The 24,410-nt window shown below is 54.3% G+C and carries 23 protein-coding genes; 8 read left to right on the forward strand and 15 right to left on the reverse strand.

Annotated features, from left to right (window positions below; genetic code table 11):
* Positions 1–28: 28 nt before the first annotated feature.
* From atpG to asnC, 11 genes are all read right to left on the reverse strand, one after another.
* Positions 29–892: a F0F1 ATP synthase subunit gamma gene (gene atpG / locus ACOTZC_RS15905; RefSeq protein ID WP_008500191.1), complete on the reverse strand. Its 864-nt coding sequence runs from the start codon at positions 890–892 to the stop codon at positions 29–31.
* Between the two features lie 51 nt (positions 893–943).
* Positions 944–2,485, reverse strand: coding sequence for a F0F1 ATP synthase subunit alpha (gene atpA / locus ACOTZC_RS15910; RefSeq protein ID WP_006808751.1), 1,542 nt, complete (start codon positions 2,483–2,485; stop codon positions 944–946).
* 12 nt (positions 2,486–2,497) lie between these two features.
* Entirely contained in the window at positions 2,498–3,031 is a 534-nt protein-coding gene (atpH, locus tag ACOTZC_RS15915) for a F0F1 ATP synthase subunit delta (RefSeq protein ID WP_023309790.1), read from the reverse strand.
* 14 nt (positions 3,032–3,045) lie between these two features.
* Positions 3,046–3,516, reverse strand: coding sequence for a F0F1 ATP synthase subunit B (gene atpF, locus ACOTZC_RS15920; protein WP_014072436.1), 471 nt, complete (start codon positions 3,514–3,516; stop codon positions 3,046–3,048).
* Between the two features lie 48 nt (positions 3,517–3,564).
* Entirely contained in the window at positions 3,565–3,804 is a 240-nt protein-coding gene (gene atpE, locus ACOTZC_RS15925; protein ID WP_000429386.1) for a F0F1 ATP synthase subunit C, read from the reverse strand.
* A 49-nt stretch (positions 3,805–3,853) separates the two neighbouring features.
* Positions 3,854–4,669, reverse strand: coding sequence for a F0F1 ATP synthase subunit A (gene atpB, locus ACOTZC_RS15930; RefSeq protein WP_023309789.1), 816 nt, complete (start codon positions 4,667–4,669; stop codon positions 3,854–3,856).
* Between the two features lie 8 nt (positions 4,670–4,677).
* A complete protein-coding gene (atpI, locus tag ACOTZC_RS15935; protein ID WP_008500194.1) occupies positions 4,678–5,058 on the reverse strand; it encodes a F0F1 ATP synthase subunit I in 381 nt (126 codons plus the stop codon).
* A 616-nt stretch (positions 5,059–5,674) separates the two neighbouring features.
* Positions 5,675–6,298 carry a 16S rRNA (guanine(527)-N(7))-methyltransferase RsmG gene (rsmG, locus tag ACOTZC_RS15940; protein WP_023309787.1) on the reverse strand — a complete coding sequence of 208 codons (624 nt, stop codon included), beginning with the start codon at positions 6,296–6,298 and terminating at the stop codon, positions 5,675–5,677.
* 107 nt (positions 6,299–6,405) lie between these two features.
* On the reverse strand, positions 6,406–8,295 hold the full coding sequence (gene mnmG / locus ACOTZC_RS15945) for a tRNA uridine-5-carboxymethylaminomethyl(34) synthesis enzyme MnmG (RefSeq protein WP_014072433.1): 1,890 nt from the start codon (positions 8,293–8,295) through the stop codon (positions 6,406–6,408).
* A 374-nt stretch (positions 8,296–8,669) separates the two neighbouring features.
* Positions 8,670–9,119 (reverse strand): FMN-binding protein MioC, encoded by a 450-nt coding sequence (gene mioC, locus ACOTZC_RS15950; RefSeq protein WP_023309786.1) that lies wholly within the window; start codon positions 9,117–9,119, stop codon positions 8,670–8,672.
* Between the two features lie 90 nt (positions 9,120–9,209).
* Positions 9,210–9,668, reverse strand: coding sequence for a transcriptional regulator AsnC (gene asnC, locus ACOTZC_RS15955; protein ID WP_023333916.1), 459 nt, complete (start codon positions 9,666–9,668; stop codon positions 9,210–9,212).
* A gap of 151 nt (positions 9,669–9,819) precedes the next feature.
* On the opposite strand from asnC, the gene asnA reads away from it, so the two are divergent.
* The gene (gene asnA, locus ACOTZC_RS15960) at positions 9,820–10,812 is read left to right on the forward strand and encodes an aspartate--ammonia ligase (RefSeq protein ID WP_047173125.1); all 993 of its coding nucleotides are present in this window, start codon (positions 9,820–9,822) and stop codon (positions 10,810–10,812) included.
* Here asnA and viaA read toward each other — a convergent pair whose 3' ends face one another.
* On the reverse strand, positions 10,813–12,264 hold the full coding sequence (gene viaA, locus ACOTZC_RS15965) for an ATPase RavA stimulator ViaA (protein ID WP_045400472.1): 1,452 nt from the start codon (positions 12,262–12,264) through the stop codon (positions 10,813–10,815).
* A complete protein-coding gene (ravA, locus tag ACOTZC_RS15970; RefSeq protein WP_029741900.1) occupies positions 12,258–13,754 on the reverse strand; it encodes an ATPase RavA in 1,497 nt (498 codons plus the stop codon). Before ravA ends, viaA begins: the two co-directional genes overlap by 7 nt.
* A gap of 222 nt (positions 13,755–13,976) precedes the next feature.
* Here ravA and kup point away from each other — a divergent pair, with 222 nt between their 5' ends.
* From kup to rbsR, 7 genes are all read left to right on the forward strand, one after another.
* A complete protein-coding gene (kup, locus tag ACOTZC_RS15975; RefSeq protein ID WP_023309781.1) occupies positions 13,977–15,845 on the forward strand; it encodes a low affinity potassium transporter Kup in 1,869 nt (622 codons plus the stop codon).
* Between the two features lie 197 nt (positions 15,846–16,042).
* A complete protein-coding gene (gene rbsD, locus ACOTZC_RS15980) occupies positions 16,043–16,462 on the forward strand; it encodes a D-ribose pyranase (RefSeq protein ID WP_003862392.1) in 420 nt (139 codons plus the stop codon).
* Between the two features lie 7 nt (positions 16,463–16,469).
* Positions 16,470–17,975 carry a ribose ABC transporter ATP-binding protein RbsA gene (rbsA, locus tag ACOTZC_RS15985; protein ID WP_045354605.1) on the forward strand — a complete coding sequence of 502 codons (1,506 nt, stop codon included), beginning with the start codon at positions 16,470–16,472 and terminating at the stop codon, positions 17,973–17,975.
* Between the two features lie 4 nt (positions 17,976–17,979).
* On the forward strand, positions 17,980–18,945 hold the full coding sequence (gene rbsC, locus ACOTZC_RS15990; protein WP_006808742.1) for a ribose ABC transporter permease: 966 nt from the start codon (positions 17,980–17,982) through the stop codon (positions 18,943–18,945).
* Positions 18,946–18,972: 27 nt separating this feature from the next.
* Positions 18,973–19,863 carry a ribose ABC transporter substrate-binding protein RbsB gene (gene rbsB, locus ACOTZC_RS15995; protein WP_010426610.1) on the forward strand — a complete coding sequence of 297 codons (891 nt, stop codon included), beginning with the start codon at positions 18,973–18,975 and terminating at the stop codon, positions 19,861–19,863.
* Between the two features lie 106 nt (positions 19,864–19,969).
* Positions 19,970–20,899, forward strand: coding sequence for a ribokinase (gene rbsK / locus ACOTZC_RS16000; RefSeq protein ID WP_029741903.1), 930 nt, complete (start codon positions 19,970–19,972; stop codon positions 20,897–20,899).
* Between the two features lie 3 nt (positions 20,900–20,902).
* A complete protein-coding gene (rbsR, locus tag ACOTZC_RS16005) occupies positions 20,903–21,895 on the forward strand; it encodes a ribose operon transcriptional repressor RbsR (protein ID WP_072162366.1) in 993 nt (330 codons plus the stop codon).
* On the opposite strand, the gene mdtD is transcribed toward rbsR, so the two are convergent.
* Together mdtD and ACOTZC_RS16015 are read right to left on the reverse strand one after the other, a co-directional pair.
* On the reverse strand, positions 21,861–23,294 hold the full coding sequence (gene mdtD, locus ACOTZC_RS16010) for a multidrug transporter subunit MdtD (RefSeq protein WP_163354557.1): 1,434 nt from the start codon (positions 23,292–23,294) through the stop codon (positions 21,861–21,863). The two genes, rbsR and mdtD, sit on opposite strands and share 35 nt — an antisense overlap.
* Positions 23,291–23,998: a FadR/GntR family transcriptional regulator gene (locus tag ACOTZC_RS16015; RefSeq protein ID WP_023309775.1), complete on the reverse strand. Its 708-nt coding sequence runs from the start codon at positions 23,996–23,998 to the stop codon at positions 23,291–23,293. Before ACOTZC_RS16015 ends, mdtD begins: the two co-directional genes overlap by 4 nt.
* Positions 23,999–24,410 lie beyond the last annotated feature (412 nt).

The following is a 24,410-nucleotide window of genomic DNA, read 5'->3' on the forward strand; positions in this document are numbered from 1 at the left end:
GAATCCTCTACGTAATTCGTAAACCTGGTTAAACCGCGGCGGCCCCCGAGACGATCTCGGTGAGTTCCTGAGTAATGCTGGCCTGACGAGCTTTGTTGTAAACCAACTGCAGCTCTTTAATCAGGCTGCCGCCATTATCGGTCGCGGCTTTCATCGCCACCATTCGTGCGGCCTGCTCGCTGGCCAGGTTTTCTACAACGCCCTGATAAACCTGAGATTCAACGTAACGACGCAGCAGGGTATCCAGCAGCGGTTTCGGATCGGGTTCATACAGGTAATCCCAGGCTTTTTGCTTCAGCTCGTCATCTTCTGATGCCGGTAACGGCAGCATCTGAGTGAGCGTTGGAACCTGAGACATGGTGTTAATGAATTTGTTGCTGACAACGTACAGTCTGTCCAGACGGCCTTCATCATAGGCCTGCAACATCACTTTAACCGGGCCGATCAGTTCGGACAGGGACGGGTTATCACCCATACCGGTCACCTGAGCGACAATGTTGCCACCAACGGAGTTAAAGAAAGAGACGCCTTTAGAGCCGATCATTGCGATATCGCACTGAACGCCTTTTTCAGACCATGCTTTCATATCCGCCAGCAGTTTTTTGAACAGGTTAATGTTCAAGCCGCCACACAGACCACGGTCGGTCGACACCACCAGGTAGCCCACGCGCTTAACGTCGCGTTCTTCCAGGTAAGGGTGCTTATATTCCAGATTACCGTTTGCAAGGTGACCAATCACTTTGCGCATGGTTTCTGCATAAGGACGGCTGGCCGCCATGCGATCCTGCGATTTACGCATTTTGGAAGCGGCGACCATCTCCATCGCTTTAGTGATCTTTTGCGTGTTCTGGACGCTTGCGATCTTACTACGTATCTCTTTTGCGCCGGCCATGAGCTTCTCCTCAATGCCAGGCGGCTTGTCCTGAGACAAGCCGCCGGACGATTACCAGGATTGGGTTGCTTTGAAGGAATCGAGGATAGCTTTCAGCTTGCCTTCGATTTCGTCGTTATAGCCACCGGTCTGGTTGATCTCTTGCATCAGCGGAGCGTGATCACGGTCGACGTAAGCCAGCAGAGCGGCTTCGAAGCTACCGATTTTCGCCAGTTCCACATCTTCGAGGTAACCGCGTTCAGCCGCGAACAGTACCAGGCCCTGCTGAGCAACAGACATTGGTGCGTACTGTTTCTGCTTCAGCAGCTCGGTCACTTTCTGACCGTGGCTCAGCTGTTTACGGGTTGCTTCGTCCAGATCGGATGCGAACTGAGAGAACGCAGCCAGTTCACGATACTGTGCCAGCGCGGTACGGATACCACCGGACAGTTTCTTGATGATCTTGGTCTGAGCAGCACCACCAACACGGGATACGGAGATACCCGGGTTAACCGCCGGACGAATACCGGAGTTAAACAGGTTGGTTTCCAGGAAGATCTGACCATCGGTAATGGAGATTACGTTGGTCGGAACGAACGCAGAAACGTCACCCGCCTGGGTTTCAATGATCGGCAGAGCGGTCAGAGAGCCCGTTTTACCCTTCACTTCACCTTTGGTGAAGTTCTCGACGTATTCCGCGTTAACGCGGGAAGCACGCTCCAGCAGACGAGAGTGGAGGTAGAATACGTCGCCAGGGAACGCTTCACGTCCAGGTGGACGACGGAGCAGCAGGGAAACCTGACGATAAGCAACAGCCTGTTTAGACAGGTCATCGTATACGATCAGCGCATCTTCACCGCGGTCACGGAAGTATTCGCCCATTGCGCAACCGGCGTATGGTGCCAGGTATTGCAGTGCAGCAGATTCAGACGCGGTTGCTACCACAACGATGGTGTTAGACAGTGCGCCGTGCTCTTCCAGTTTACGAACCACGTTAGAAATGGTGGACGCTTTCTGGCCAATAGCCACGTACACACATTTGATGCCGGAGTCACGCTGGTTGATGATGGCGTCGATAGCCATCGCGGTTTTACCGGTCTGACGGTCACCGATGATCAGTTCACGCTGACCACGACCGATTGGGATCATGGCATCAACGGACTTATAACCTGTCTGAACAGGCTGATCTACGGACTGACGGTCGATAACGCCTGGTGCGATAACTTCGATTGGGGAGAAGCCATCGTGCTCAACCGGACCTTTACCGTCGATTGGCGCACCCAGGGTGTTAACAACGCGACCCAGCAGGCCACGGCCAACCGGCACTTCCAGAATACGGCCAGTACACTTAACCTTCATGCCTTCGGCGAGGTCAGCGTATGGACCCATCACAACTGCACCTACGGAGTCGCGCTCCAGGTTCAGTGCGATAGCGTAACGGTTACCCGGCAGGGAAATCATCTCACCCTGCATACAATCGGCCAGGCCGTGGATGCGGATAACACCGTCACTTACAGAAACAATAGTACCTTCGTTGTGAGCTTCACTCACAACACTGAACTGAGCAATGCGCTGCTTGATCAGTTCGCTGATTTCGGTGGAATTCAGTTGCATGCTCCAGTCCCCTTAAGACTGCAAGACGTCTGCAAGGCGTTCAAGACGGCCGCGTACGCTGCCATCAATGACCATATCACCCGAACGGATGATTACGCCTGCCATTACAGACTTATCGATTTTGCAATTCAGCTTAACTTTGCGTGACAGACGTTTTTCCATCGCGGCGGTGATTTTCGCAAGCTGTTCATTACTCAGTTCAGTCGCAGAAGTCACTTCGACTTCAGCGGTTGCTTCACTAAGGGCACGTAAGTGCTCAAACTGCTCGAGAACATCCGGGAGCACACGGAGACGACCATTTTCTGCCATCACCTTAATCAGGTTCTGGCCGTTGGCATCCAGTTGCTCTCCGCACACGGCGATAAACGACGCGGCGAGAGTTTCAGGTGCTAACGCACCGGAAAGCAACTCAGCCATTTGTTCGTTTTTCGTCACCTCAGCGGCAAACGCCAGCATATCCTGCCAGCGATCGACATTTTGGTGTTCGACAGCAAAGTCAAAAGCTGCTTTGGCGTAGGGGCGAGCTACCGTAACAAATTCAGACATCAGCCCCTCCCTCCTTACAGTTCAGCGACAAGTTTGTCCACGATGTCGCTGTTAGCAGCTTCATCCACGGAACGTTCGATGATCTTCTCGGCGCCAGCAACAGCCAGAATCGCAACCTGCTTACGCAGTTCTTCACGAGCACGTTTACGCTCAGCATCAATTTCTGCCTGAGCCTGTGTCACGATCTTAGTACGTTCCTGTTCTGCTTCAGCTTTGGCTTCGTCCAGGATCTGAGAACGGCGTTTGTTAGCCTGTTCAATGATTACCTGAGCTTCAGCTTTCGCTTTTTTCAGCTGGTCTGTCGCGTTGGCCTGTGCAAGGTCCAAATCTTTCTTAGCGCGTTCTGCAGAAGCCAGACCGTCAGCAATTTCTTTCTGACGTTTTTCGATGGCAGCCATTAAAGGCGGCCATACATACTTCATGCAGAACCAGACAAAGAGAATAAACGCGATGGCCTGGCCGAGGATTGTTGCGTTCATGTTCACAGCACAATACCTCTTTAATTTCTGTGGCTTAGGGTTTTAAAACTACTACTACGCGACAGCAAACATCACGTACAGACCCAGACCTACAGCGATCATTGGGATAGCATCCACCAGACCCATAACGATAAAGAACTGAGTACGCAGCAGAGGAATCAGATCAGGTTGACGCGCTGCGCCTTCCAGGAATTTGCCCCCGAGGATGCCGATACCGATCGCAGCACCGATAGCCGCCAGACCCATCATCACAGCGGCAGCCATGTACAGCAGATCCATATTCAGGTTTTCCATGACAGTCTCCAGTTTGTTTCAATTAAAACGTAGTAGTGTTGGTAAAAAATCAGTGCTCTTCAGACGCCATCGACAGATAGACGATCGTCAGAACCATGAAGATAAAGGCTTGCAGCGTAATGATCAGGATGTGGAAAATGGCCCATGGCACATTCAGAATCCACTGTGACCACCACGGCAGAAGACCCGCGATCAGAATGAAAATCAGCTCACCCGCATACATGTTGCCAAACAGTCGCAGACCCAGTGAAACAGGTTTGGACAGCAGGCTAACGCCTTCCAGGATCAGGTTGACCGGAATAAACGCCCAGTGGTTGAACGGCTGCAAGGTAAGCTCTTTCACAAAGCCGCTTACGCCTTTCATTTTGATGCTGTAGAAAAGAATCAGGATAAACACGCCCAGCGCCATCGACAGGGTGATGTTCACGTCCGCAGACGGTACAACACGCAGCGCAGGCAGGCCGAAGATATGCTCGCCGATAAACGGCAGCAGATCGATTGGCAGCAGGTCCATCAGGTTCATCAGGAAGACCCAAACGAACACGGTCAGGGCCAGCGGAGCAATCAGCTTGCTCTTACCATGGTACATGTCTTTGACGCTGCCATGGACGAAGCCGATGATCATTTCGATGAAGGTCTGGAATTTCCCTGGTACACCGCTGGTCGCTCGTTTAGCAACACCGCGGAACATGGCCAGGAACAGAAGACCCAAAACCACCGAGAAGAACATGGAGTCGATGTTGATCGTCCAGAAGGTGGCCGGGGGGTTATGTGGATCCACCAGCGAGAATGTACGCAGGTCCAGCTGAAGGTTATTCAGATGGTGACCTATGTAATCCTGCGGCGTCATATTTTCTGAAGCCATGATGCCTTTTACCCTTTGTTATTGATTACAGCTGGAGCCAGAACTTGTACCACCAGCACCAAAACCCACGTTGCTATCAGCGGCATGAAGACCACTTTCAAAACCGCCAGCGCCATCACCAGTAGAGCAAAGGTCAGCAACACCTTACACACTTCGCCGAGGGCGAAGGACCAGGCCACGCGGCCTTTGGCGGGTGTATGCGCCTGATGACGCCAGGCAAAAATCATAAACAACACGTTTGGCAGCACAACCGCCAAACCCCCGCACACGGCGGAGATGCCCCAGAAGGGGTCTTTGAGGCTAAACAGCAGTCCACTTGCTATCACAGCCAGAAACTGAATGAACAGAAGCTTACGAGCAACGTTTCTACTCAAGAGCGACACAGACATCACGTTTTTACTCCTGCTCCCTTCGAGGTATGCCGCGTGTCGTATAAAACGTCCTTTAAGGCTCAGAGTCAAGCATCAAAAAGCGGTCAAATTATACGGTGCGCACCCGTGATTTCAAACATTAAGTAGCGAAAAGGTGAATAAATGTTTAAATATTTTTCCCCACCGCTATTTTTTAACTTTCGCTGAAAGCGTCAACCTTCGACCAAAACTGCAAACAGCGCGAAAACGTTGGCGATAAAGCGTGCACGAGATCACAAAACACACATTTGCGATAAGGTTGTATTTATCAAAGGCGCAAATCGCATAAATTTAACTTTATGAAATTAAAAGCAAAACGTCGTAACTATTTTCAAAACAGCCCAGTACACAATAAAAACGTTTTATTGACATTCTTAATAAACAATTAACATTGCGTTCTGGTTACTGCCTCCCACTTTTAGCAGACTTATATTTTCACAGATGACTATCTTCTCGGTGAATAAAAGTGGCCAGGTTAACCTGAAGAAAAACCTTAGTGAAAAAGAGGTTAAAAGCTCACCGGTAAATCCCCGGTAGTTGTGCTGTTTTTTAACATGCGAAGAAAAGCACAAATTCCACATTTTTTATTAATTTTTTAAAAATTGTTTGGCTTAATTATCACCAGATGACGCTCCCCATCGAGCTGAGGAATGTGTAATTTCTCGATGGATTCAACAGCAAAACCGTCCGGGAGCTGTTCAATCTCATCGCCTGGCAACTGCCCTTTCAGCGCATAAAAGCGGCCATTCTCTGCCGGCAAGTGCTTACACCAGCTCACCATATCATTGAGCGAAGCAAACGCGCGGCTGATAACACCGTCAAACGGCGGCTCTGCCGGGAACTCCTCTACCCTGCTCTGCACGGGCGTGATGTTTTCAAGCTTCAGCTCATGCTGTACCTGACGTAAAAAGCGCACGCGCTTGCCAAGGCTGTCCAGCAGCGTGAAGTGGCTCTCAGGGCGAACAATCGACAGCGGAACGCCCGGTAAACCAGGTCCCGTACCCACGTCGATAAAACGCTCACCTTTCAGCCACGGGGCAACCACGATGCTATCGAGAATATGGCGTACCAGCATCTCGTTGGGGTCACGTACTGAAGTCAGGTTGTACGCTTTGTTCCATTTGTTCAGCATATCGACATAGGCCACCAGCTGATTTTTCTGGTGATCGGTGAGCGAAATACCTGCCTGATCCAGCAGACGAGAGAGTTTGTTGAGCACGGTGAATACCTGTTGGAAAACTTAGGTGGCGGGTGGCGCTTCGCTTACCCGCCCTACGGGTTCATCAGGCCCGGTAAGCGCAGCGCCACCGGGCAATGTTCTGGGCATTACGCGCTGCGGCGCAGCATGCCCTGCTTTTTCAGCCAGACCAGCAGGATCGAAATCGCTGCAGGCGTGACGCCGGAGATACGGGATGCCTGGCCGATCGATACCGGTTTGTGATCGTTCAGCTTGGCGATCACTTCGTTGGAAAGGCCCGTCACCTGGCGGTAGTCCAGCATTTCCGGCAGCAGCGTGTTTTCGTTACGCTGCTGTTTTTCGATCTCATCCTGCTGACGCGCGATGTAACCTTCGTACTTCACCTGGATCTCAACCTGCTCTGCCGCTTCAGCGTCTTCCAGCCCCGGCGCGAAGGCGGTCAGTTTGACCAGGTTCTCGTAGGTGACTTCAGGACGGCGCAGCAGATCTTCCCCGCTGGCTTCACGCGACAGCGGCGCGGTTAAGTGAGCGTTTACTTCGGCGGCGGTTTCCGCCTGCGGATTCACCCAGGTGGTTTTCAGGCGCTGACGTTCCTGCTCAATGCGCTCCAGCTTTTCGTTGAAGCGCGCCCAGCGTTCGTCATCGACCAGACCCAGCTCGCGGCCCATTTCGGTCAGACGCAGGTCGGCGTTATCTTCACGAAGCATCAGGCGATATTCAGCGCGAGAGGTAAACATACGATACGGCTCTTTGGTACCCAGCGTGCAGAGATCGTCAACCAGCACGCCCAGATACGCCTGAGAACGGCCAGGTGCCCAGCCCTCTTTCTCAGCGGAGAAGCGCGCGGCGTTCAAACCGGCAAGCAGGCCCTGCGCAGCCGCTTCTTCGTAGCCGGTAGTGCCGTTAATCTGCCCCGCGAAGAACAGACCGTGGATGAATTTGCTTTCCAGGGTTGGCTTCAGGTCGCGCGGATCGAAGAAATCGTACTCAATAGCGTAGCCGGGACGAACGATTTTCGCATTCTCCATCCCCTGCATTGAGCGAACAATTTGCATCTGTACATCGAACGGCAGACTGGTGGAGATGCCGTTCGGATAAATTTCATTTGAGGTCAGCCCTTCCGGCTCCAGGAAGATCTGGTGCTGGTTACGATCGGCGAAGCGCATCACTTTGTCTTCGATCGACGGACAGTAGCGTGGGCCGATCCCTTCGATCACGCCGGCATACATGGGGCTGCGATCGAGGTTATTGCGGATCACGTCATGGGTTTTCTCGTTGGTATGCGTGATGTAGCACGGTACCTGCTGCGGATGCTGAGCCGCATTGCCCATGAACGAGAACACCGGCATCGGATTATCACCGTGCTGTTGCGCCAGCACGCTGAAATCAATGGTGCGCGCATCAATACGCGGCGGCGTACCGGTTTTCAGGCGGCTGACGCGCAGCGGCAGTTCACGCAGACGGCGAGACAGGGGAATAGACGGCGGATCGCCGGCACGGCCACCGCTGTAGTTATCCAGACCGATATGAATTTTACCGTCCAGGAATGTGCCCACGGTCAGCACCACGGCTTTCGCACGGAATTTGAGACCCATCTGGGTCACGGCACCTACGACGCGATCGTTCTCAACGATAAGATCTTCAACCGCCTGCTGGAAGATCATCAGGTTCGGCTGGTTCTCCAGGGCGGTACGCACAGCCTGACGGTAAAGTACGCGGTCTGCCTGAGCTCGGGTCGCACGCACGGCGGGACCTTTACTCGCGTTTAGTATCCTAAACTGGATGCCAGCATGATCGATCGCTTTCGCCATCAGGCCGCCAAGTGCATCCACTTCTTTTACCAGGTGTCCTTTCCCAATGCCGCCAATCGCCGGATTACAGGACATTTGTCCCAGCGTGTCGATATTGTGTGTCAAAAGCAGGGTCTGCTGACCCATACGCGCTGCGGCCATTGCGGCCTCAGTGCCTGCATGACCCCCGCCAATGATGATGACGTCAAAAGGATCCTGATAAAACATGGTGGTCTGCCTCGCGTAAAGCGGTATGAAAATGGATTGAAGCCCGGGCCGTGGATTCTACTCAACTTTAGTCTTTCGAGAAAGCATTGGGATCCTGGGCTATTAAAAAGAAGATCTTTTTATTTAGAGATCTGTTCTATTGTGATCTCTTATTAGGATCGCGAACCTGTGTGGATAAGTCCAATCTCACAAAGAAGATCATGCAGTTAGAAAGGATCGTTTGCTGTGAATGATCGGTGATCCTGGACAGTATAAGCTGGGATCAGATCGCGACTTTATACACAGGTCAAAAACGATACAACAGTTGTTCTTTGGATAACTACGGGTTAATACGAGCTTTTAACCAGAGTTATCCACATCTGTTCGCGCGATATTTAATCGTTTTTGAGTAAATTTTTCCATTCCGCGAGCCAGATCTCGGCTGGATCCTCCGGAATGTCATGATCGAGGATGTTGATCTTGAGCGTTTCACCCAGCTGTTTTGCTCCACAAGAGGTTACAGCGGCTTCAACTTTCTCTATTGCCCCGCAAAAGGTGTCATATTCACGACTGCCGATCCCCACCGCGCCAAAACGGACGTTTGACAGGTCGGGCTGCTGTTCCAGCAGTTCGTCATATAAAGGTTGCAGGTTATCCGGCAGATCGCCCGCGCCGTGCGTGGAGGTGATCAGCAGCCAGACACCGTCAGTCGGGAGATCTTCAAGCAACGGACCGTGCAGGGTTTCCGTGGAAAAGCCCGCATCTTCCAGCTTTTCAGCCAGGTGTTCCGCTACGTATTCCGCACCACCAAGGGTGCTGCCGCTGATAAGGGTAATGTCCGCCATTGATCGCTCGCCCAGATAAAGAGACGGTCATTGTACGCTGTGAACGAGCTGGGATCTACCTGTGGAAAATGTGGGAATGAATTTGCCCGATCACGGGCGGATGGTACGCATGATCGGGTTTTGCAGGGAGATCAGCGTCTCGGTGGACTGAATTTCATCGATTGTTTGGATCTTGTTGATAAGTACCTGCTGGAGGGCGTCGATGGATCGGCACATGACTTTAATAAAGATGCTGTAATGCCCGGTGGTGTAATACGCCTCGGTGACTTCATCCAGCGCGTTCAGCTTCGCCAGGGCGGAAGGGTAATCTTTGGCGCTTTTAAGAATGATGCCGATGAAGCAGCAGACGTCGTAACCCAGATGCTTAGGACTGACGTCAATGCGTGCGCCGGTAATGATCCCCGCCTGCTTCATCTTCTCTACGCGGACGTGAATGGTTCCCGGGCTGACACCAAACTGTTTTGCCAGCTCGGCGTAGGCGGTACGGGCATTGGCCATTAACGCCTCCAGAATGCCGCGGTCGAGATTGTCGATCTGATAATTTTCCATAGCTTTTTCTTATGAAGATTAATGAATCACTCTATTCTAGCGTTTAAATTTATCGAATCAAAAGTGAAGGTGGCTTTTTGTTGATGAGTTATTGAATATGATGCCATTTCTGTTGCTTAATCAATATCAACAGGACGCAGGAGTATAAATAATGAAAACCGCTTACATCGCAAAACAACGCCAGATCAGTTTCGTAAAATCCCATTTTTCCCGCCAGCTGGAAGAGAAGCTTGGCCTTATTGAAGTTCAGGCGCCGATTCTGAGCCGCGTGGGTGACGGGACGCAGGATAACCTCTCTGGATGCGAAAAAGCGGTACAGGTAAAAGTGAAAACGCTGCCAGACGCTCAGTTCGAAGTGGTTCATTCCCTGGCGAAGTGGAAGCGTCAAACTCTGGGACAACACGACTTCAGCGCGGGCGAAGGGCTCTACACGCACATGAAAGCCCTTCGTCCCGATGAAGACCGCCTTTCTCCGATTCATTCCGTTTACGTTGACCAGTGGGACTGGGAGCGCGTAATGGGTGATGGTGAACGCCACGTCGGTACGCTGAAATCCACCGTTGAGGCGATCTACGCCGGGATCAAAGCAACCGAAGCGGCCGTGAGCAAAGAGTTTGGTCTGGCACCGTTCCTGCCGGATACGATCCACTTTGTCCACAGCCAGGAGCTGCTGAGCCGCTTCCCGGATCTCGATGCTAAAGGTCGCGAGCGAGCGATCGCTAAAGAATTAGGTGCAGTATTCCTGATCGGTATCGGCGGCAAACTGTCTGATGGCAAACGCCACGACGTTCGCGCGCCGGATTATGATGACTGGAGCACTGTAGGTGAGGGCGAATTTGCCGGGCTGAACGGCGATATTCTGGTGTGGAACCCGGTACTGGAAGACGCATTCGAGATTTCATCTATGGGGATCCGCGTGGATGCCGACGCGCTGAAGCGCCAGCTGGCGGTCACCGGTGATGAAGATCGTCTCAAACTCGAGTGGCACCAGGCGCTGCTGCGCGGTGAAATGCCTCAGACGATCGGCGGCGGTATCGGCCAGTCCCGTTTAACCATGCTGCTGCTGCAATTACCCCATATCGGTCAGGTTCAGTGTGGCGTCTGGCCGCAGCAGGTACGTGAAAGCGTCGGTTCTCTTCTGTAATTAACGCTGCCAGCGTCTGAGCAGGCGGCTACGCAACCCGGTATCAAAGCGCCAGATATGATCGAAGATGCGCATGATGCCGGGTTTTCCATGAGCGGACATCGCCACCGCATGAAAACGGTGCTGGTGCACCCGCTGTAATTCCTTCACCTTATTCACCACGTCATCCGGCAGCCGCTGGGCAATAAAATCGGAAATCACCACCGCGTCAGCGTCGTACCAGTCGCCGCCCTGCATACGCTCCACAATACTGCGGAAGCAGCTGGCCAGATCCGTGCCGCCGCGAAAGCGCTGGCTCAGAAAGCGGATTGCCTGCTCGATCCCCTGCTGGTTCGTCAGCTCATAGCCCACCACCTCGCTGGAGAAGAGCATGATGAAGCAGCGACGGCGATCGGCGAGCGCCACGCGCATCAGTGCCAGACAGAACGCCTTCGCGCACTGCTCGTTAAACCCGCCCATCGAACCGGACGTATCCACGCAAACAATGAATGGCCCGCGCGGCTGTTCATCAAAATCCTGATGGACGACCGGCCGTTGGCTGACTTTCTCGCGCCAGGCTTCACCGTGCAGTCGGTAGGTGAGAAGCTGTTTTTCAACCAGCCGACGATAAAACTCATACTCCAGCTCGGTCATCCCCAGCGTGCTTAGCTCGGTCGGCAGCAGGCGTAAGATGTCGTCGCTCTGCTGGAGCCCGTCGACCTGCTCAGGCACGGTAGCCGGTTCGCGCACCAGGGTGCGGAAGGTTTCCATCGGGGCATCTTTCTTTGGGACCGATTTTGCCTCCCTTGAGCGCCCCAGCTGTTCTGCAAGCTTCATCAACTCGGGCTGCTGCGTTAGAAAGTCGCCGTACTTCACGATCAGCTGGTAGTCACCGCGCTTCAGCTGCCCGGCGCTCATGTCCCACAGACGTCCGGCGGCGTTTTCATTTTCTACCAGCACCTCTTCAAGCTGGCCGCTCAGCGTCATACGTTCCTGAACTTCGCTGAGCAGCTGTTCACGCTCTTCATCCAGCAGCTGCTGGTTCAGCGTTGTGGCCTGAACCACCAGGCTGAGGCGCCAGCGCTGTAAGAAGAGGGTATGCAGTGCGGGTGTAAAGGTGGCGTTATCCGTGACCAGCGCCCGGGCCTGGCTGGCAAACGGAGAGTGGACGTTATCGAGCAACGTCAGGGTTTGCGGGAGCTGGACGATAAACTGCGACGTGGAGAGCCGCTGGCACTGCTGATAGCAGGCCACCTCTTCCGTTAACTCAGGCGGAACTTCGGTCTCCCTGAACCGCTGACGCAAATTTTCCCGCCAGCGGGGCAGATCGTCCGTCATCGCCTTTTTTAGCTTCGGAAATTTTTCAAAAAACGCCGCCAGCTGCGGCGACGCCAGAAGGGTAATGACCACTTCTTCGATCAACCCCTCCTCGCTGACGGCCAGCATGACGTTAAGCGTATCGAGCGTTAGCATTGACGCGCCTGTTTGATCTGCGCGCTGACGTCCTGCAGGCTGGCTTCGATGCGACCTAACCAGTCGCTATGAATAAAGAGGCATTTTTGCTGCTCGCTAAAGCGGGTGTGCTGCTGATGCCATTCGGTATCCAGCGCTTCCAGCTGCTGCTTGATCTCTTCCGGCACGCTATCCGAAGCGGTTCCCGGCAGCGCAAGACGCGATCCCTGGAGGCTGACGTCACGGATCACCAGGTGCTGGCTACTGTCCACTTCCATATTCAGCGGCTGCGCGAAACCAATGCCGTTGAGTTTTCCTCGGATCTCTCCGCCCTTATCCAGCCACTGCGCCAGCGCCTCGCGCTCAATCGTAATGTGCACCACCTGCATATCATGCAGTTTAAGCGGTTGCTGGAGCAGCAGCGTTAGCGTTGTGCCGGTCAGATCCGCGGGAAGCTCGTAGTGCGGTTTGCGGGCGAACATACCCCCAAGGCGATTCACTTTCAGCGCGGTTTTATCACTTTGCTGCTGCTGGAGCTGGATGCGCCGCTGGGCAATCGCTCCCAGCTGGTTGAGCATTGCCTGCTGTCCCCAGGCGTGTCCGGTCATCAAAACGTCAAGCTGCTGCTGCATCAGATTCATGCCTTCTGCGTCGTGCCAGAGGCAGTCTTTCAGCAGGATCAGATCGATTGGCGCGACGGCATCACGCCCGCTGAACAGGGCGCTCGCCTGCAGCAGGCGGATCGCTTTTTTCCACCGGCGATCGGAGACATAGGGCGCTGAAGGGATGAGATCAAGCTGCTGGCGCAGCAGATAGATCAGCTCGAAGACGGCGTCTGGCAGTTTGATTTTGCCGATATCCTGCTGCCACTGGTGATACTCCTCATCCGTCACCTGCAGCGAAGCGGATACCGGGTTTTCACTTTCATCCTGCTGGCTGACCAGCATGGAGCGGAAGTTGGACTTATCCTGCACTTTGTCCAGCCACAGACGGATAAGCATACGGTCATACAGCGCTTCCAGACTGCTGTCGGCTTCAGGCAGTTCGTTAGAGGCGGCCACCAGCAGGCGCATCGGGATTTTCTCTTCACTGGCACCGTTACGGAATCGACGTTCGTTTATCGCCGTGAGGAGGGTGTTAAGAATAGCCGGCCCCGCTTTCCAGATCTCATCGAGAAAAACAATCTCAGCCTCCGGAAGATACCCTTCTGTCAGGCGCTGATAGCGCCCCTCGTCTTTCAATGCCTGAATGGAGAGCGGACCAAAAACTTCTTCTGGGGTGGAAAACCGGGTCATGAGATATTCGAAGGCGCGGGCGTTCTGAAAAGCAAATTTTAGCCTGCGGGCAATCAGGCTTTTGGCAATGCCCGGCGGTCCCAGCAAAAACACGCTCTCACCGCTCAGCGCCGCCAGTAAGCAGAGGCGGATGGCGTGGCTACGCTCGAAAAGGCCTTTCTCCAGCGCGCTGCTGAGGCGGGAAATTCTTTCTGCTAATAAATGTGAGTGAGCCATAATAGTTTTGCATCCTTTCGCCGTCGTGGCGGCCAATTGAAGCGAGTATAGACGTTTCAGTCAGGGCTGGTAATAGACTGAAGTGCGGCGCAATTTTCTTTGAGCTACATTAATGCGGTTGCATTTAGGGGTACGATTTTGCAATGAATCGTGCATACTGTGCGCTTTTTGTGGGCCAAGGGACCGGGAACACATTTGTTATTTAAACGAAAAGACTAGTCTATGAGCACTGATAATAAGCAATCATTACCCGCAATAACGCTTGCGGCGATCGGGGTTGTCTACGGTGATATCGGCACCAGCCCGCTTTATACGCTTCGTGAATGTCTGTCCGGCCAGTTTGGTTTTGGTGTTGAACGCGATGCCGTGTTTGGCTTCCTGTCCCTCATTTTCTGGCTGCTGATCCTGGTGGTTTCCGTTAAATATCTCTCCTTCGTTATGCGTGCTGATAACGCAGGTGAAGGTGGGATCCTGACCCTGATGTCTCTTGCCGGACGTAATACCTCGGCCAGGATGACCTCTGTACTGGTCATTATCGGCCTGATTGGCGGCAGTTTCTTCTACGGGGAAGTGGTGATAACGCCGGCTATCTCGGTGCTGTCGGCGATTGAGGGGCTGGAGATTATCGCTCCGCAGCTTGATTCATGGGTGGTTCCGCTGGCCATTATTGTCCTGACGCTGCTGTTCATGATCCAGAAGCACGGTACAGGGCTGGTGGGCAAACTGTTCGCGCCGATTATGCTGGCCTGGTTCCTGATCCTGGCGGCGCTTGGTTTACGCAGCATTATCGCGAATCCGGAAGTGCTGCATGCGCTGAACCCTTACTGGGCGGTGCATTTCTTCCTCGAATACAAAGTGGTTTCCTTCGTGGCGCTGGGGGCGGTTGTGCTCTCCATCACCGGTGTGGAAGCGCTGTATGCTGACATGGGCCACTTCGGGAAACTGCCTATCCGCGTGGCATGGTTTATTGTGGTACTGCCGTCGCTGGTGCTGAACTACTTCGGTCAGGGCGCGCTGTTGCTTAAAAACCCGGAAGCGATCAAGAACCCGTTCTTCCTGCTGGCGCCTGACTGGGCGTTGGTGCCGATGCTTATCCTGGCGACGCTGGCGACCGTCATTGCCTCCCAGGCGGTGATTTCCGGAGTGTTTTCTCTGACGCGCCAGGCCGTGCGTCTGGGATATCTCTCGCCAATGCGCATCATCCATACCTCAGAGATGGAGTCGGGCCAAATCTACATCCCGTTCGTTAACTGGCTCCTCTATTTCGCTGTTGTTATTGTTATCGTCAGCTTCGAGCACTCCAGTAACCTGGCTGCAGCGTACGGTATTGCGGTAACCGGTACGATGGTGCTGACATCGCTGCTCTCCACCACGGTAGCGTACCGAAACTGGCACTGGAATAAATTCCTCGTGGCGATGATTCTGGTGGGCTTCCTGTGCATTGACGTGCCGCTGTTCTCCGCGAACCTCGACAAGATTGTCTCCGGCGGCTGGCTGCCGCTGACGCTGGGTCTGGTGATGTTCATCGTCATGACCACCTGGAAAAGCGAGCGTTTCCGCCTGCTGCGCCGCATGCACGAGCACGGCAATTCTCTTGAGGCGATGATCGCTTCTCTGGAGAAATCCCCGCCGGTCCGCGTGCCGGGCACGGCGGTGTATATGTCTCGTGCTCTGAACGTCATCCCGTTCGCGCTGATGCATAATCTCAAGCACAACAAAGTGTTGCACGAGCGCGTGATCCTGCTGACGCTGCGCACCGAAGATGCGCCTTACGTTCACAACGTGCGTCGCGTGCAGATTGAGCAACTGTCTCCGACCTTCTGGCGCGTGGTGGCAAGCTACGGCTGGCGCGAAACGCCAAACGTGGAAGAGGTGTTCCACCGCTGCGGCCTGGAAGGGCTGAGCTGCCGGATGATGGAGACGTCGTTCTTTATGTCGCACGAGTCGCTGATCATCGGCAAGCGACCGTGGTATCTGCGTCTGCGCGGAAAGCTGTACCTCATCCTGCAGCGTAACGCCCTGCGCGCGCCTGACCAGTTTGAGATCCCGCCTAACCGCGTGATTGAGCTGGGAACGCAGGTCGAGATCTAATCCCTTCTGAAAATGCCGGGTGGCGCTTCGCTTACCCGGCCTACCAAACCCCTCGCCAACCCACAATAATTGTCTCTGCATTTCACTTAGCGAAACGTTTCGACGTCGATCACAAATCTGTTACGTCATGATGGTTTTCTGAACATTCTTGAGATTAAACTGACGTCAGCGAAACGTTTCGCTAGTGGAGCAAGAAAATGAAGAAAGGCACGGTACTCAACTCAGAAATCTCATCGGTTATTTCCCGTCTTGGGCATACCGATACGCTGGTGGTTTGCGATGCAGGCTTACCGGTTCCGCGCAGCACAACCCGTATCGATATGGCGTTAACGCAGGGTGTACCCTCGTTTATGCAGGTACTGGAAGTCGTGACGGCGGAGATGCAGGTTGAGGCAGCCATTCTCGCGGCGGAAATCAAACAACATAATCCGCAACTCCACGAAACGTTGCTCAGCCATATTGAGCAACTGCAACAACACCAGGGAAACACCATAGAAATTCGTTACACGACGCACGAACAGTTCAAACAACAAACCGCAGACAGTCAGGCGGTGATTCGCAGCGGGGAGTGTTCCCCGTATGCGAATATCATTCTCTGTGCTGGCGTCACCTTCTGAGGCCATCATGGACGCATTACTGCAACTCAAAGGGATCGATAAGTCGTTCCCGGGCGTAAAAGCCCTCTCCGGCGCGGCGCTGAACGTCTACCCCGGGCGCGTGATGGCGCTGGTGGGCGAAAACGGTGCCGGCAAATCCACCATGATGAAAGTGCTGACCGGTATCTATCAACGCGATGCCGGTTCACTCGTCTGGCTGGGGAAAGAGACCACCTTCAATGGCCCAAAATCCTCTCAGGAAGCGGGCATCGGTATTATTCACCAGGAGCTGAACCTGATCCCGCAGCTCACCATTGCTGAAAACATCTTCCTCGGCCGCGAGTTTGTTAACCGGTTCGGCAAAATCGACTGGAAAACCATGTACGCCGAAGCGGACAAGCTGCTGGCGAAGCTGAACCTGCGCTTTAAGAGCGACCGCCTGGTCGGCGATCTCTCTATTGGCGATCAGCAGATGGTGGAAATTGCCAAGGTGCTGAGCTTTGAGTCGAAGGTCATCATTATGGATGAACCCACCGACGCTCTGACCGACACCGAAACCGAATCCCTGTTCCGCGTGATCCGCGAGCTGAAGTCGCAGGGGCGCGGGATTGTCTATATCTCTCACCGCATGAAAGAGATCTTCGAAATCTGCGATGACGTCACCGTCTTCCGCGACGGGCAGTTTATTGCCGAGCGCGAAGTCGCCACGCTGACCGAAGATACGCTCATCGAAATGATGGTGGGACGCAAGCTCGAAGATCAGTATCCGCATCTGGATAAAGCGCCGGGTGAGATCCGCCTGAAGGTGGACAACCTCTGCGGCCCTGGCGTGAACGACGTGACCTTTACCCTGCGCCAGGGCGAGATCCTGGGCGTGGCTGGCCTGATGGGTGCCGGGCGTACCGAGCTGATGAAAGTGTTGTACGGCGCACTGCCGCGCACCAGCGGTTATGTCACCCTAGACGGTCATGAAGTGGTCACCCGCTCTCCGCAGGATGGCCTGGCGAACGGCATCGTCTATATCTCTGAAGACCGCAAACGCGACGGCCTGGTGCTGGGGATGTCGGTTAAAGAGAACATGTCCCTGACCGCGCTGCGCTATTTCAGCCATAGCGGCGGTAGCCTGAAGCATAAAGATGAGCAGCAGGCGGTGAGCGATTTTATCCGCCTCTTTAACGTCAAAACCCCGTCGATGGAGCAGGCGATTGGCCTGTTGTCCGGCGGTAATCAGCAAAAAGTTGCGATTGCGCGCGGGCTGATGACGCGCCCGAAAGTGTTGATCCTCGACGAGCCAACCCGCGGCGTGGACGTGGGCGCGAAGAAAGAGATCTATCAGCTGATTAACCAGTTCAAGGCCGACGGTCTGAGCATCATTCTGGTCTCTTCCGAGATGCCAGAAGTATTAGGCATGAGCGATCGCATTATCGTCATGCATGAAGGGCATCTCGGCGGTGAATTCACTCGCGAGCAGGCCACCCAGGAAGTTCTGATGGCTGCCGCTGTGGGCAAGCTTAATCGCGTGAATCAGGAGTAAGAAGATGACTACCCAGGCTGTTTCTGGTCGCCGCTATTTCACAAAGGCATGGCTGATGGAACAAAAATCGCTGATTGCCCTGCTGGTGCTGATCGCGATTGTATCGACCATGAGCCCGAACTTTTTCACCGTTAATAACCTGTTCAACATTCTGCAGCAAACATCGGTGAACGCCATTATGGCGGTCGGCATGACGCTGGTGATTTTGACCTCAGGTATCGATCTGTCCGTCGGTTCCCTGCTGGCGCTCACCGGCGCGATCGCCGCTTCGATTGTCGGCATTGAAGTCAACGCGCTGGTGGCCGTGGCCGCGGCCCTGGCGGCAGGCGCGGCGATTGGTGCCGTAACCGGCGTGATTGTAGCAAAAGGCCGCGTTCAGGCGTTTATCGCTACGCTGGTGATGATGCTGCTGCTGCGCGGTGTGACCATGGTGTACACCAACGGCAGCCCGGTCAATACCGGCTTTACCGATAACGCCGATCTGTTTGGCTGGTTCGGTATTGGTCGCCCGCTGGGTGTTCCGACCCCGGTCTGGATCATGGCTATCGTCTTCCTGGCGGCGTGGTACATGCTGCACCACACCCGTCTGGGTCGTTATATCTACGCGCTGGGCGGTAACGAAGCGGCAACGCGCCTGTCCGGTATCAGCGTTAATAAAGTCAAAATTATCGTTTACTCCCTGTGCGGTCTGCTGGCATCGCTGGCAGGTATCATCGAAGTGGCGCGCCTCTCCTCCGCGCAGCCAACGGCAGGGACGGGTTATGAGCTGGATGCTATCGCGGCAGTGGTTCTGGGCGGTACGAGTCTTGCGGGCGGTAAAGGTCGCATTGTTGGGACATTGATCGGCGCACTGATTCTCGGTTTCCTGAATAATGGTTTGAATTTGTTAGGTGTTTCCTCCTATTACCAGATGATCGTTAAGGCAGTGGTGATTTTGCTGGCGGTACTGGTAGACAACAAAAAACAGTAACTGACGACACTACAGGACATCTTAGATATGAACATGAAAAAACTGGCTACCCTGGTTTCTGCTGTCGCGCTGAGCGCAACCGTAAGTGCTAACGCCATGGCGAAAGACACCATCGCGCTGGTTGTCTCTACCCTGAACAACCCGTTCTTCGTCTCCCTGAAGGACGGTGCGCAGAAAGAAGCGGACAAACTTGGCTACAACCTGGTGGTGCTGGATTCACAGAACAACCCGGCGAAAGAGCTGGCTAACGTTCAGGACTTAACCGTTCGCGGCACCAAAATTCTGCTGATCAACCCAACCGATTCTGATGCCGTCGGTAACGCCGTTAAAATGGCAAACCAGGCGAAAATTCCGGTGATCACTCTGGACCGCCAGGCAACGAAAGGCGAAGTTGTTAGCCACATTGCGTCTGATAACGTGCTGGGTGGCAAAATTGCGGGTGATTACATCGCGAAGAAAGCCGGCGAAGGCGCGAAAGTTATCGAACTGCAGGGGATTGCCGGTACGTCTGCAGCCCGCGAGCGTGGTGAAGGCTTCCAGCAGGCAGTGGCTGCACACAAATTCAACGTGCTGGCCAGCCAGCCGGCAGACTTCGACCGTACTAAAGGTCTGAACGTTATGCAGAACCTGCTGACCGCGCATCCTGACGTGCAGGCCGTGTTCGCACAGAACGACGAAATGGCGCTCGGCGCGCTGCGTGCCCTGCAGACCGCAGGTAAATCTGATGTGATGGTTGTCGGATTTGACGGCACGCCGGATGGTGAAAAAGCAGTAAACGATGGCAAACTGGCTGCGACCATCGCTCAGCTGCCTGAGCAGATTGGCGCAACTGGCGTTGAAACTGCCGACAAAGTGCTGAAGGGCGAAAAAGTTCAGGCTAAATACCCAGTTGACCTGAAGCTGGTCATCAAGCAGTAAAAGGCGAATCAGGCAGTCGCTGGCTGCCTGAGGGACACCAATAAAGAAAAGTGTGGCATACGCCACCGGGTAACACCGGTGGCGCTCTCAGATGGACAACCCAACCATGAAAACCGCAGGCAACCTCGTCGTCCTTGGCAGTATCAATGCCGATCACATTCTTAACCTTGAATCGTTCCCTACACCGGGCGAAACCGTCACGGGTAACCAGTATCAGGTGGCATTTGGCGGTAAAGGTGCCAACCAGGCCGTCGCTGCCGGACGTAGCGGGGCGAATATTGCGTTTATCGCCTGCACGGGTGATGACGATACCGGTGAGCGAGTACGCAAACAGCTGGCGAGCGACAACATTGATATCGCACCGGTCAGCGTGGTTGCAGGGGAATCGACCGGCGTGGCGCTGATTTTCGTCAATGCTGAAGGTGAGAATGTCATCGGTATTCATGCGGGTGCTAACGCTGCGCTGACGACGGAGCGCGTAGAAGCGCAACGTGCCATCATCGCCGGAGCGGAAGCCCTGCTCATGCAACTGGAGTCACCGGTTGAAAGCGTGCTGGCCGCCGCGAAAATTGCGCATGAAAATCATACCACTGTCGTACTTAACCCGGCCCCAGCCCGTGTATTATCAGACGAGCTGCTGGCGCTGGTGGATATCATTACGCCGAACGAAACCGAAGCCGAAAAGCTGACGGGCATTCGCGTAGAAAATGATGACGATGCCGCGCGAGCCGCGCGTGCACTGCATGATAAGGGCATCGGCACCGTGATTATCACCCTTGGTAGCCGTGGAGTGTGGGCAAGCGTCAATGGCGAAGGCCGTCGCGTGCCGGGCTTTAAGGTCAAAGCGATTGATACCATCGCAGCGGGAGATACCTTTAACGGTGCACTTGTCACCGCGCTGCTGGAAGGCAAGAGAATGGATGACGCTATTCGCTTCGCACACGCTGCTGCCGCGATTGCGGTGACGCGCAAAGGCGCCCAGCCTTCCGTTCCGTGGCGTAAAGAGATAGATGAATTCTTAAGTCAGCAGGGGTAACGCTTGGCCACAATGAAAGATGTCGCCCGCATGGCGGGCGTTTCTACCTCGACGGTCTCCCACGTTATAAACAACGATCGCTTCGTCAGCGAGGCGATTCGGGAGAAAGTTGAAGCTGCGGTAAAAGAACTCAACTATGCGCCGTCTGCGCTGGCGCGCAGCCTTAAGCTCAACCAGACGCGCACCATCGGTATGCTGATCACCGCCAGTACCAACCCCTTTTATTCAGAACTGGTTCGCGGCGTGGAGCGCAGCTGCTTCGAGCGTGGCTACAGCCTGGTGCTGTGCAATACCGAGGGCGACGAGCAGCGCATGAATCGTAACCTGGAAACGCTGATGCAAAAACGCGTCGACGGACTATTGCTGCTCTGCACCGAAACGCACCAGCCCTCGAAAGAGATCATCCAGCGCTATCCTTCGATTCCCACCGTGATGATGGACTGGGCGCCGTTCGACGGAACCAGCGATCTCATTCAGGATAACTCCCTGCTGGGCGGTGATATGGCGACTCAGCACCTGATTGATAAAGGACACACTCGCATTGCCTGTATTACGGGGCCGCTGGATAAAACTCCGGCGCGTTTGCGTCTGGAAGGGTATCTCTCTGCCATGGAACGGGCGGGGCTTGCCATTCCTGATGGCTATCGAATCACCGGTGATTTTGAATTTAACGGCGGTTTCGAGGCGATGCAGAAACTGCTGGCGCTAAAGCCGCGTCCGCAGGCGGTGTTTATTGGTAACGACGCGATGGCGTTTGGTGCCTACCAGGCGTTGTATCAGGCGGGGCTACGCGTGCCTGATGATATGGCGGTGATTGGCTATGACGATATCGAGCTGGCCAGCTACATGACGCCGCCGTTGACCACGATCCATCAGCCAAAAGATGAACTGGGCGAGCTGGCCATCGATGTGTTGATTCACCGTATGGCGCAGCCCACGCTGCAACAGCAACGCCTGCAGCTTACTCCTGTTCTGATGGAACGCGGTTCGGTTTAGCTTTCTCTTTGTGACGCTCCTTAATCAGGTTTCGGCCATCTTTCGGTTTTAACAGCATAAAGACCAGCGCCGATACCACGGTAAGTGCGCCCATGGTGATAAAGGTATAGTGGAACTGCTCAACGGTATTTGCGCTGTCAAAACCTTCATAAAACCGCAGCACCGCTGCACTCACGGCAACCCCTAAACTGATCGACAGCTGTTGCGTTACCGCCAGCACGCTGTTGCCGCTGCTGGCGTTCTCGTCAGTCAGGTCGGCGAGGGTGATGGTGTTCATCGACGTGAACTGCGTCGACATCGCCATGCCCAACACAAACAGCGGCAGGATCAGCATCCAGACGGGTAACGCGGCGGATTGCAGCGAGAACTGCGCAATCATCAGACCGATAAAGACCGTCACGCCAACCAGCGTCTTACGATAGCCAAACCAGCGCAGCACCTGTGTCACGGTTGATTTTGCCAGAATTGAGCCCATTGCCGTGGGTGCCATCATGCAGCCAGCAATCAGGGCCGGGTAGCCGAAACCCACCTGCAGCATCAATGGCATCAGGAACGGTACGCAACCCGTCCCCAGACGAGACGCAATGTTTCCTGCAATCCCAACTGAAAACGTTCGGGTGTTAAAGAGCCACAGGGAAATTAACGGCGTCGGGTGACGGCGCGCGTGACGTATATAAAGAAGGAATAACAGAATACCGCAGAGGATAACGGAGAGCGCTAACCACGTCGCGACGATCTTCTCGCCAAACAGCTCCATTCCGCTGGAGAATAACACCAGGCTCAGGCCAAACAGGAAAAAGCCTCCCATGTCGAAGCTGCGCCTTGGCGTGGTGAAGTTCGGCATATATTTGCGGGCATACAGCAGCCCCGCAACGCCAATTGGAATATTAATCAGGAAGATCCAGTGCCAGCTTGCCCAGGTGACAAACACGCCACCGAGTACCGGGCCAAGAATCGGGCCAACCAGGCCCGGCATGGTGACGAAGTTGAGCACGGGAAGCAGTTCGCTCCTGGGGTAGGCTCGCAGCAAGGCAAGACGCGCCACCGGCATCATCATCGCGCCGCCAATGCCCTGCAATACGCGGAAGATAACCAGCTCCGTTAAGGATGAGGAGAGCGCACAGGCCAGTGAACCGAGCGTAAAGAGCGTTACGGCCAGCATGAAAACTCTGCGGGTGCCAAAGCGGTCGGCCAGCCAGCCGCTGACCGGAATTAACATTGCGACCGTCAGGGTGTAGCTGATGATGGCGGACTGCATCGCCAGCGGGGAGCGGTTAAGGCTTTGCGCAATAGCGGGAAGCGCTGTGTTGAGGATGGTGGCATCCAGTGCCTGCATAAAAAATGCCATGGCTGCAATCCACGGCAATCCGGCCATGCTGCGCGCTTTTTTCGTTGTCATTTATTTACCTGCTGGTGGGTTGGCGCGGCCAGCAGTGCCTGGCACGCACTCAGGGCTCGCTGCCCGTCGCTTTCCTGGATGGCATCTACTATCGCCTGGTGCAAATCCAGTTTTACCACTTCGTTTTGTGTAATAGAGGTAAAGTAGGTGTGATACACCGAATGAAATAAAGAGGCAAAAGAGGTGAGAAACGGATTGGCGCTCATCATATAGATGTGTTCATGCCAGGCCATATCGACCTCAACCCAGCGTTCGCGATTGAAGTGTTTTTTCAGGAACACCATCTCTTCCATCAATGCGTTAAGCTGCGCTTTCTGCTCTGCCGTTCCTAGCGTGGCGGCAAGCAGACATGCCTGAGGTTCAAGGCTGCTGCGCATCACCAGAAAGTGATCGACGACCTGGTGAAAGTTATCTTCCGTCATCCACCAGGAGAGCAGCTCCTGATCGAGAAAATTCCAGTTACTCTGTGGCATCACGCGTGTGCCAATGCGAGGGCGTGGAAGCACCATACCTTTTGCCGTCAGGGTTTTCACCGCTTCGCGAACGGCGGTACGGCTCACCCCAAACTGCTCACCCAGCTCCATTTCACCCGGCAGGATGCTACCCGGGGCATATTTACCCGCTAAAATTCGCTGCGCCAGCTTTTCTGCCAGCACATACGACAGGTTTTTTTGGGCGGCCAGCTGTTGTGCGCTTAATGGCATCGCTTTTATTCCTTAAAGATTCATGCTGATAATTATGCCACCTCGAATGTGATTGTGGTTGCAGATACATCAAATAGAACAATTTGTAGCTTGATTTCACCGCTACTGGTGAAAAAAAACACGGATAGAAACTTTTTTTAAATTTCCTCTTGTCACGCCGGAATAACTCCCTATAATGCGCCTCCACTGACACGGAACAACGGCACACACGCCGCCGGGTCAGCAGAGAAAAGCGAAAATAAACGCTTGACTCTGAAGCGGGAAAGCGTAATATGCACACCCCGCGCCGCAGCGAAAACGAAGCGGCACTGCTCTTTAACAATTTATCAGACAATCTGTGTGGGCACTCAAAGTGACATGGATTCTTAACGTCGCAAGACGAAAAATGAATACCAAGTCTCTGAGTGAACAT

The organism is Enterobacter cloacae complex sp. SHL009 (genome assembly GCF_049237205.1).
GTDB lineage: Bacteria > Pseudomonadota > Gammaproteobacteria > Enterobacterales > Enterobacteriaceae > Enterobacter > Enterobacter cloacae_M.

Coding starts and splice junctions, on each gene's coding strand:
- asnA (WP_047173125.1), top strand. CDS start 9,820: ATGAAAACCGCTTACATCGCAAAACAACGCCAGATCAGTTTCGTAAAA.
- atpH (WP_023309790.1), bottom strand. CDS start 3,031: ATGTCTGAATTTGTTACGGTAGCTCGCCCCTACGCCAAAGCAGCTTTT.
- mioC (WP_023309786.1), bottom strand. CDS start 9,119: ATGGCGGACATTACCCTTATCAGCGGCAGCACCCTTGGTGGTGCGGAA.
- asnC (WP_023333916.1), bottom strand. CDS start 9,668: ATGGAAAATTATCAGATCGACAATCTCGACCGCGGCATTCTGGAGGCG.
- atpB (WP_023309789.1), bottom strand. CDS start 4,669: ATGGCTTCAGAAAATATGACGCCGCAGGATTACATAGGTCACCATCTG.
- ACOTZC_RS16015 (WP_023309775.1), bottom strand. CDS start 23,998: ATGCCATTAAGCGCACAACAGCTGGCCGCCCAAAAAAACCTGTCGTAT.
- viaA (WP_045400472.1), bottom strand. CDS start 12,264: ATGCTAACGCTCGATACGCTTAACGTCATGCTGGCCGTCAGCGAGGAG.
- ravA (WP_029741900.1), bottom strand. CDS start 13,754: ATGGCTCACTCACATTTATTAGCAGAAAGAATTTCCCGCCTCAGCAGC.
- rbsK (WP_029741903.1), top strand. CDS start 19,970: ATGAAAACCGCAGGCAACCTCGTCGTCCTTGGCAGTATCAATGCCGAT.
- atpE (WP_000429386.1), bottom strand. CDS start 3,804: ATGGAAAACCTGAATATGGATCTGCTGTACATGGCTGCCGCTGTGATG.
- rbsC (WP_006808742.1), top strand. CDS start 17,980: ATGACTACCCAGGCTGTTTCTGGTCGCCGCTATTTCACAAAGGCATGG.
- atpI (WP_008500194.1), bottom strand. CDS start 5,058: ATGTCTGTGTCGCTCTTGAGTAGAAACGTTGCTCGTAAGCTTCTGTTC.
- kup (WP_023309781.1), top strand. CDS start 13,977: ATGAGCACTGATAATAAGCAATCATTACCCGCAATAACGCTTGCGGCG.
- atpA (WP_006808751.1), bottom strand. CDS start 2,485: ATGCAACTGAATTCCACCGAAATCAGCGAACTGATCAAGCAGCGCATT.
- mnmG (WP_014072433.1), bottom strand. CDS start 8,295: ATGTTTTATCAGGATCCTTTTGACGTCATCATCATTGGCGGGGGTCAT.
- rbsB (WP_010426610.1), top strand. CDS start 18,973: ATGAACATGAAAAAACTGGCTACCCTGGTTTCTGCTGTCGCGCTGAGC.
- rbsD (WP_003862392.1), top strand. CDS start 16,043: ATGAAGAAAGGCACGGTACTCAACTCAGAAATCTCATCGGTTATTTCC.
- atpG (WP_008500191.1), bottom strand. CDS start 892: ATGGCCGGCGCAAAAGAGATACGTAGTAAGATCGCAAGCGTCCAGAAC.
- rbsA (WP_045354605.1), top strand. CDS start 16,470: ATGGACGCATTACTGCAACTCAAAGGGATCGATAAGTCGTTCCCGGGC.
- mdtD (WP_163354557.1), bottom strand. CDS start 23,294: ATGACAACGAAAAAAGCGCGCAGCATGGCCGGATTGCCGTGGATTGCA.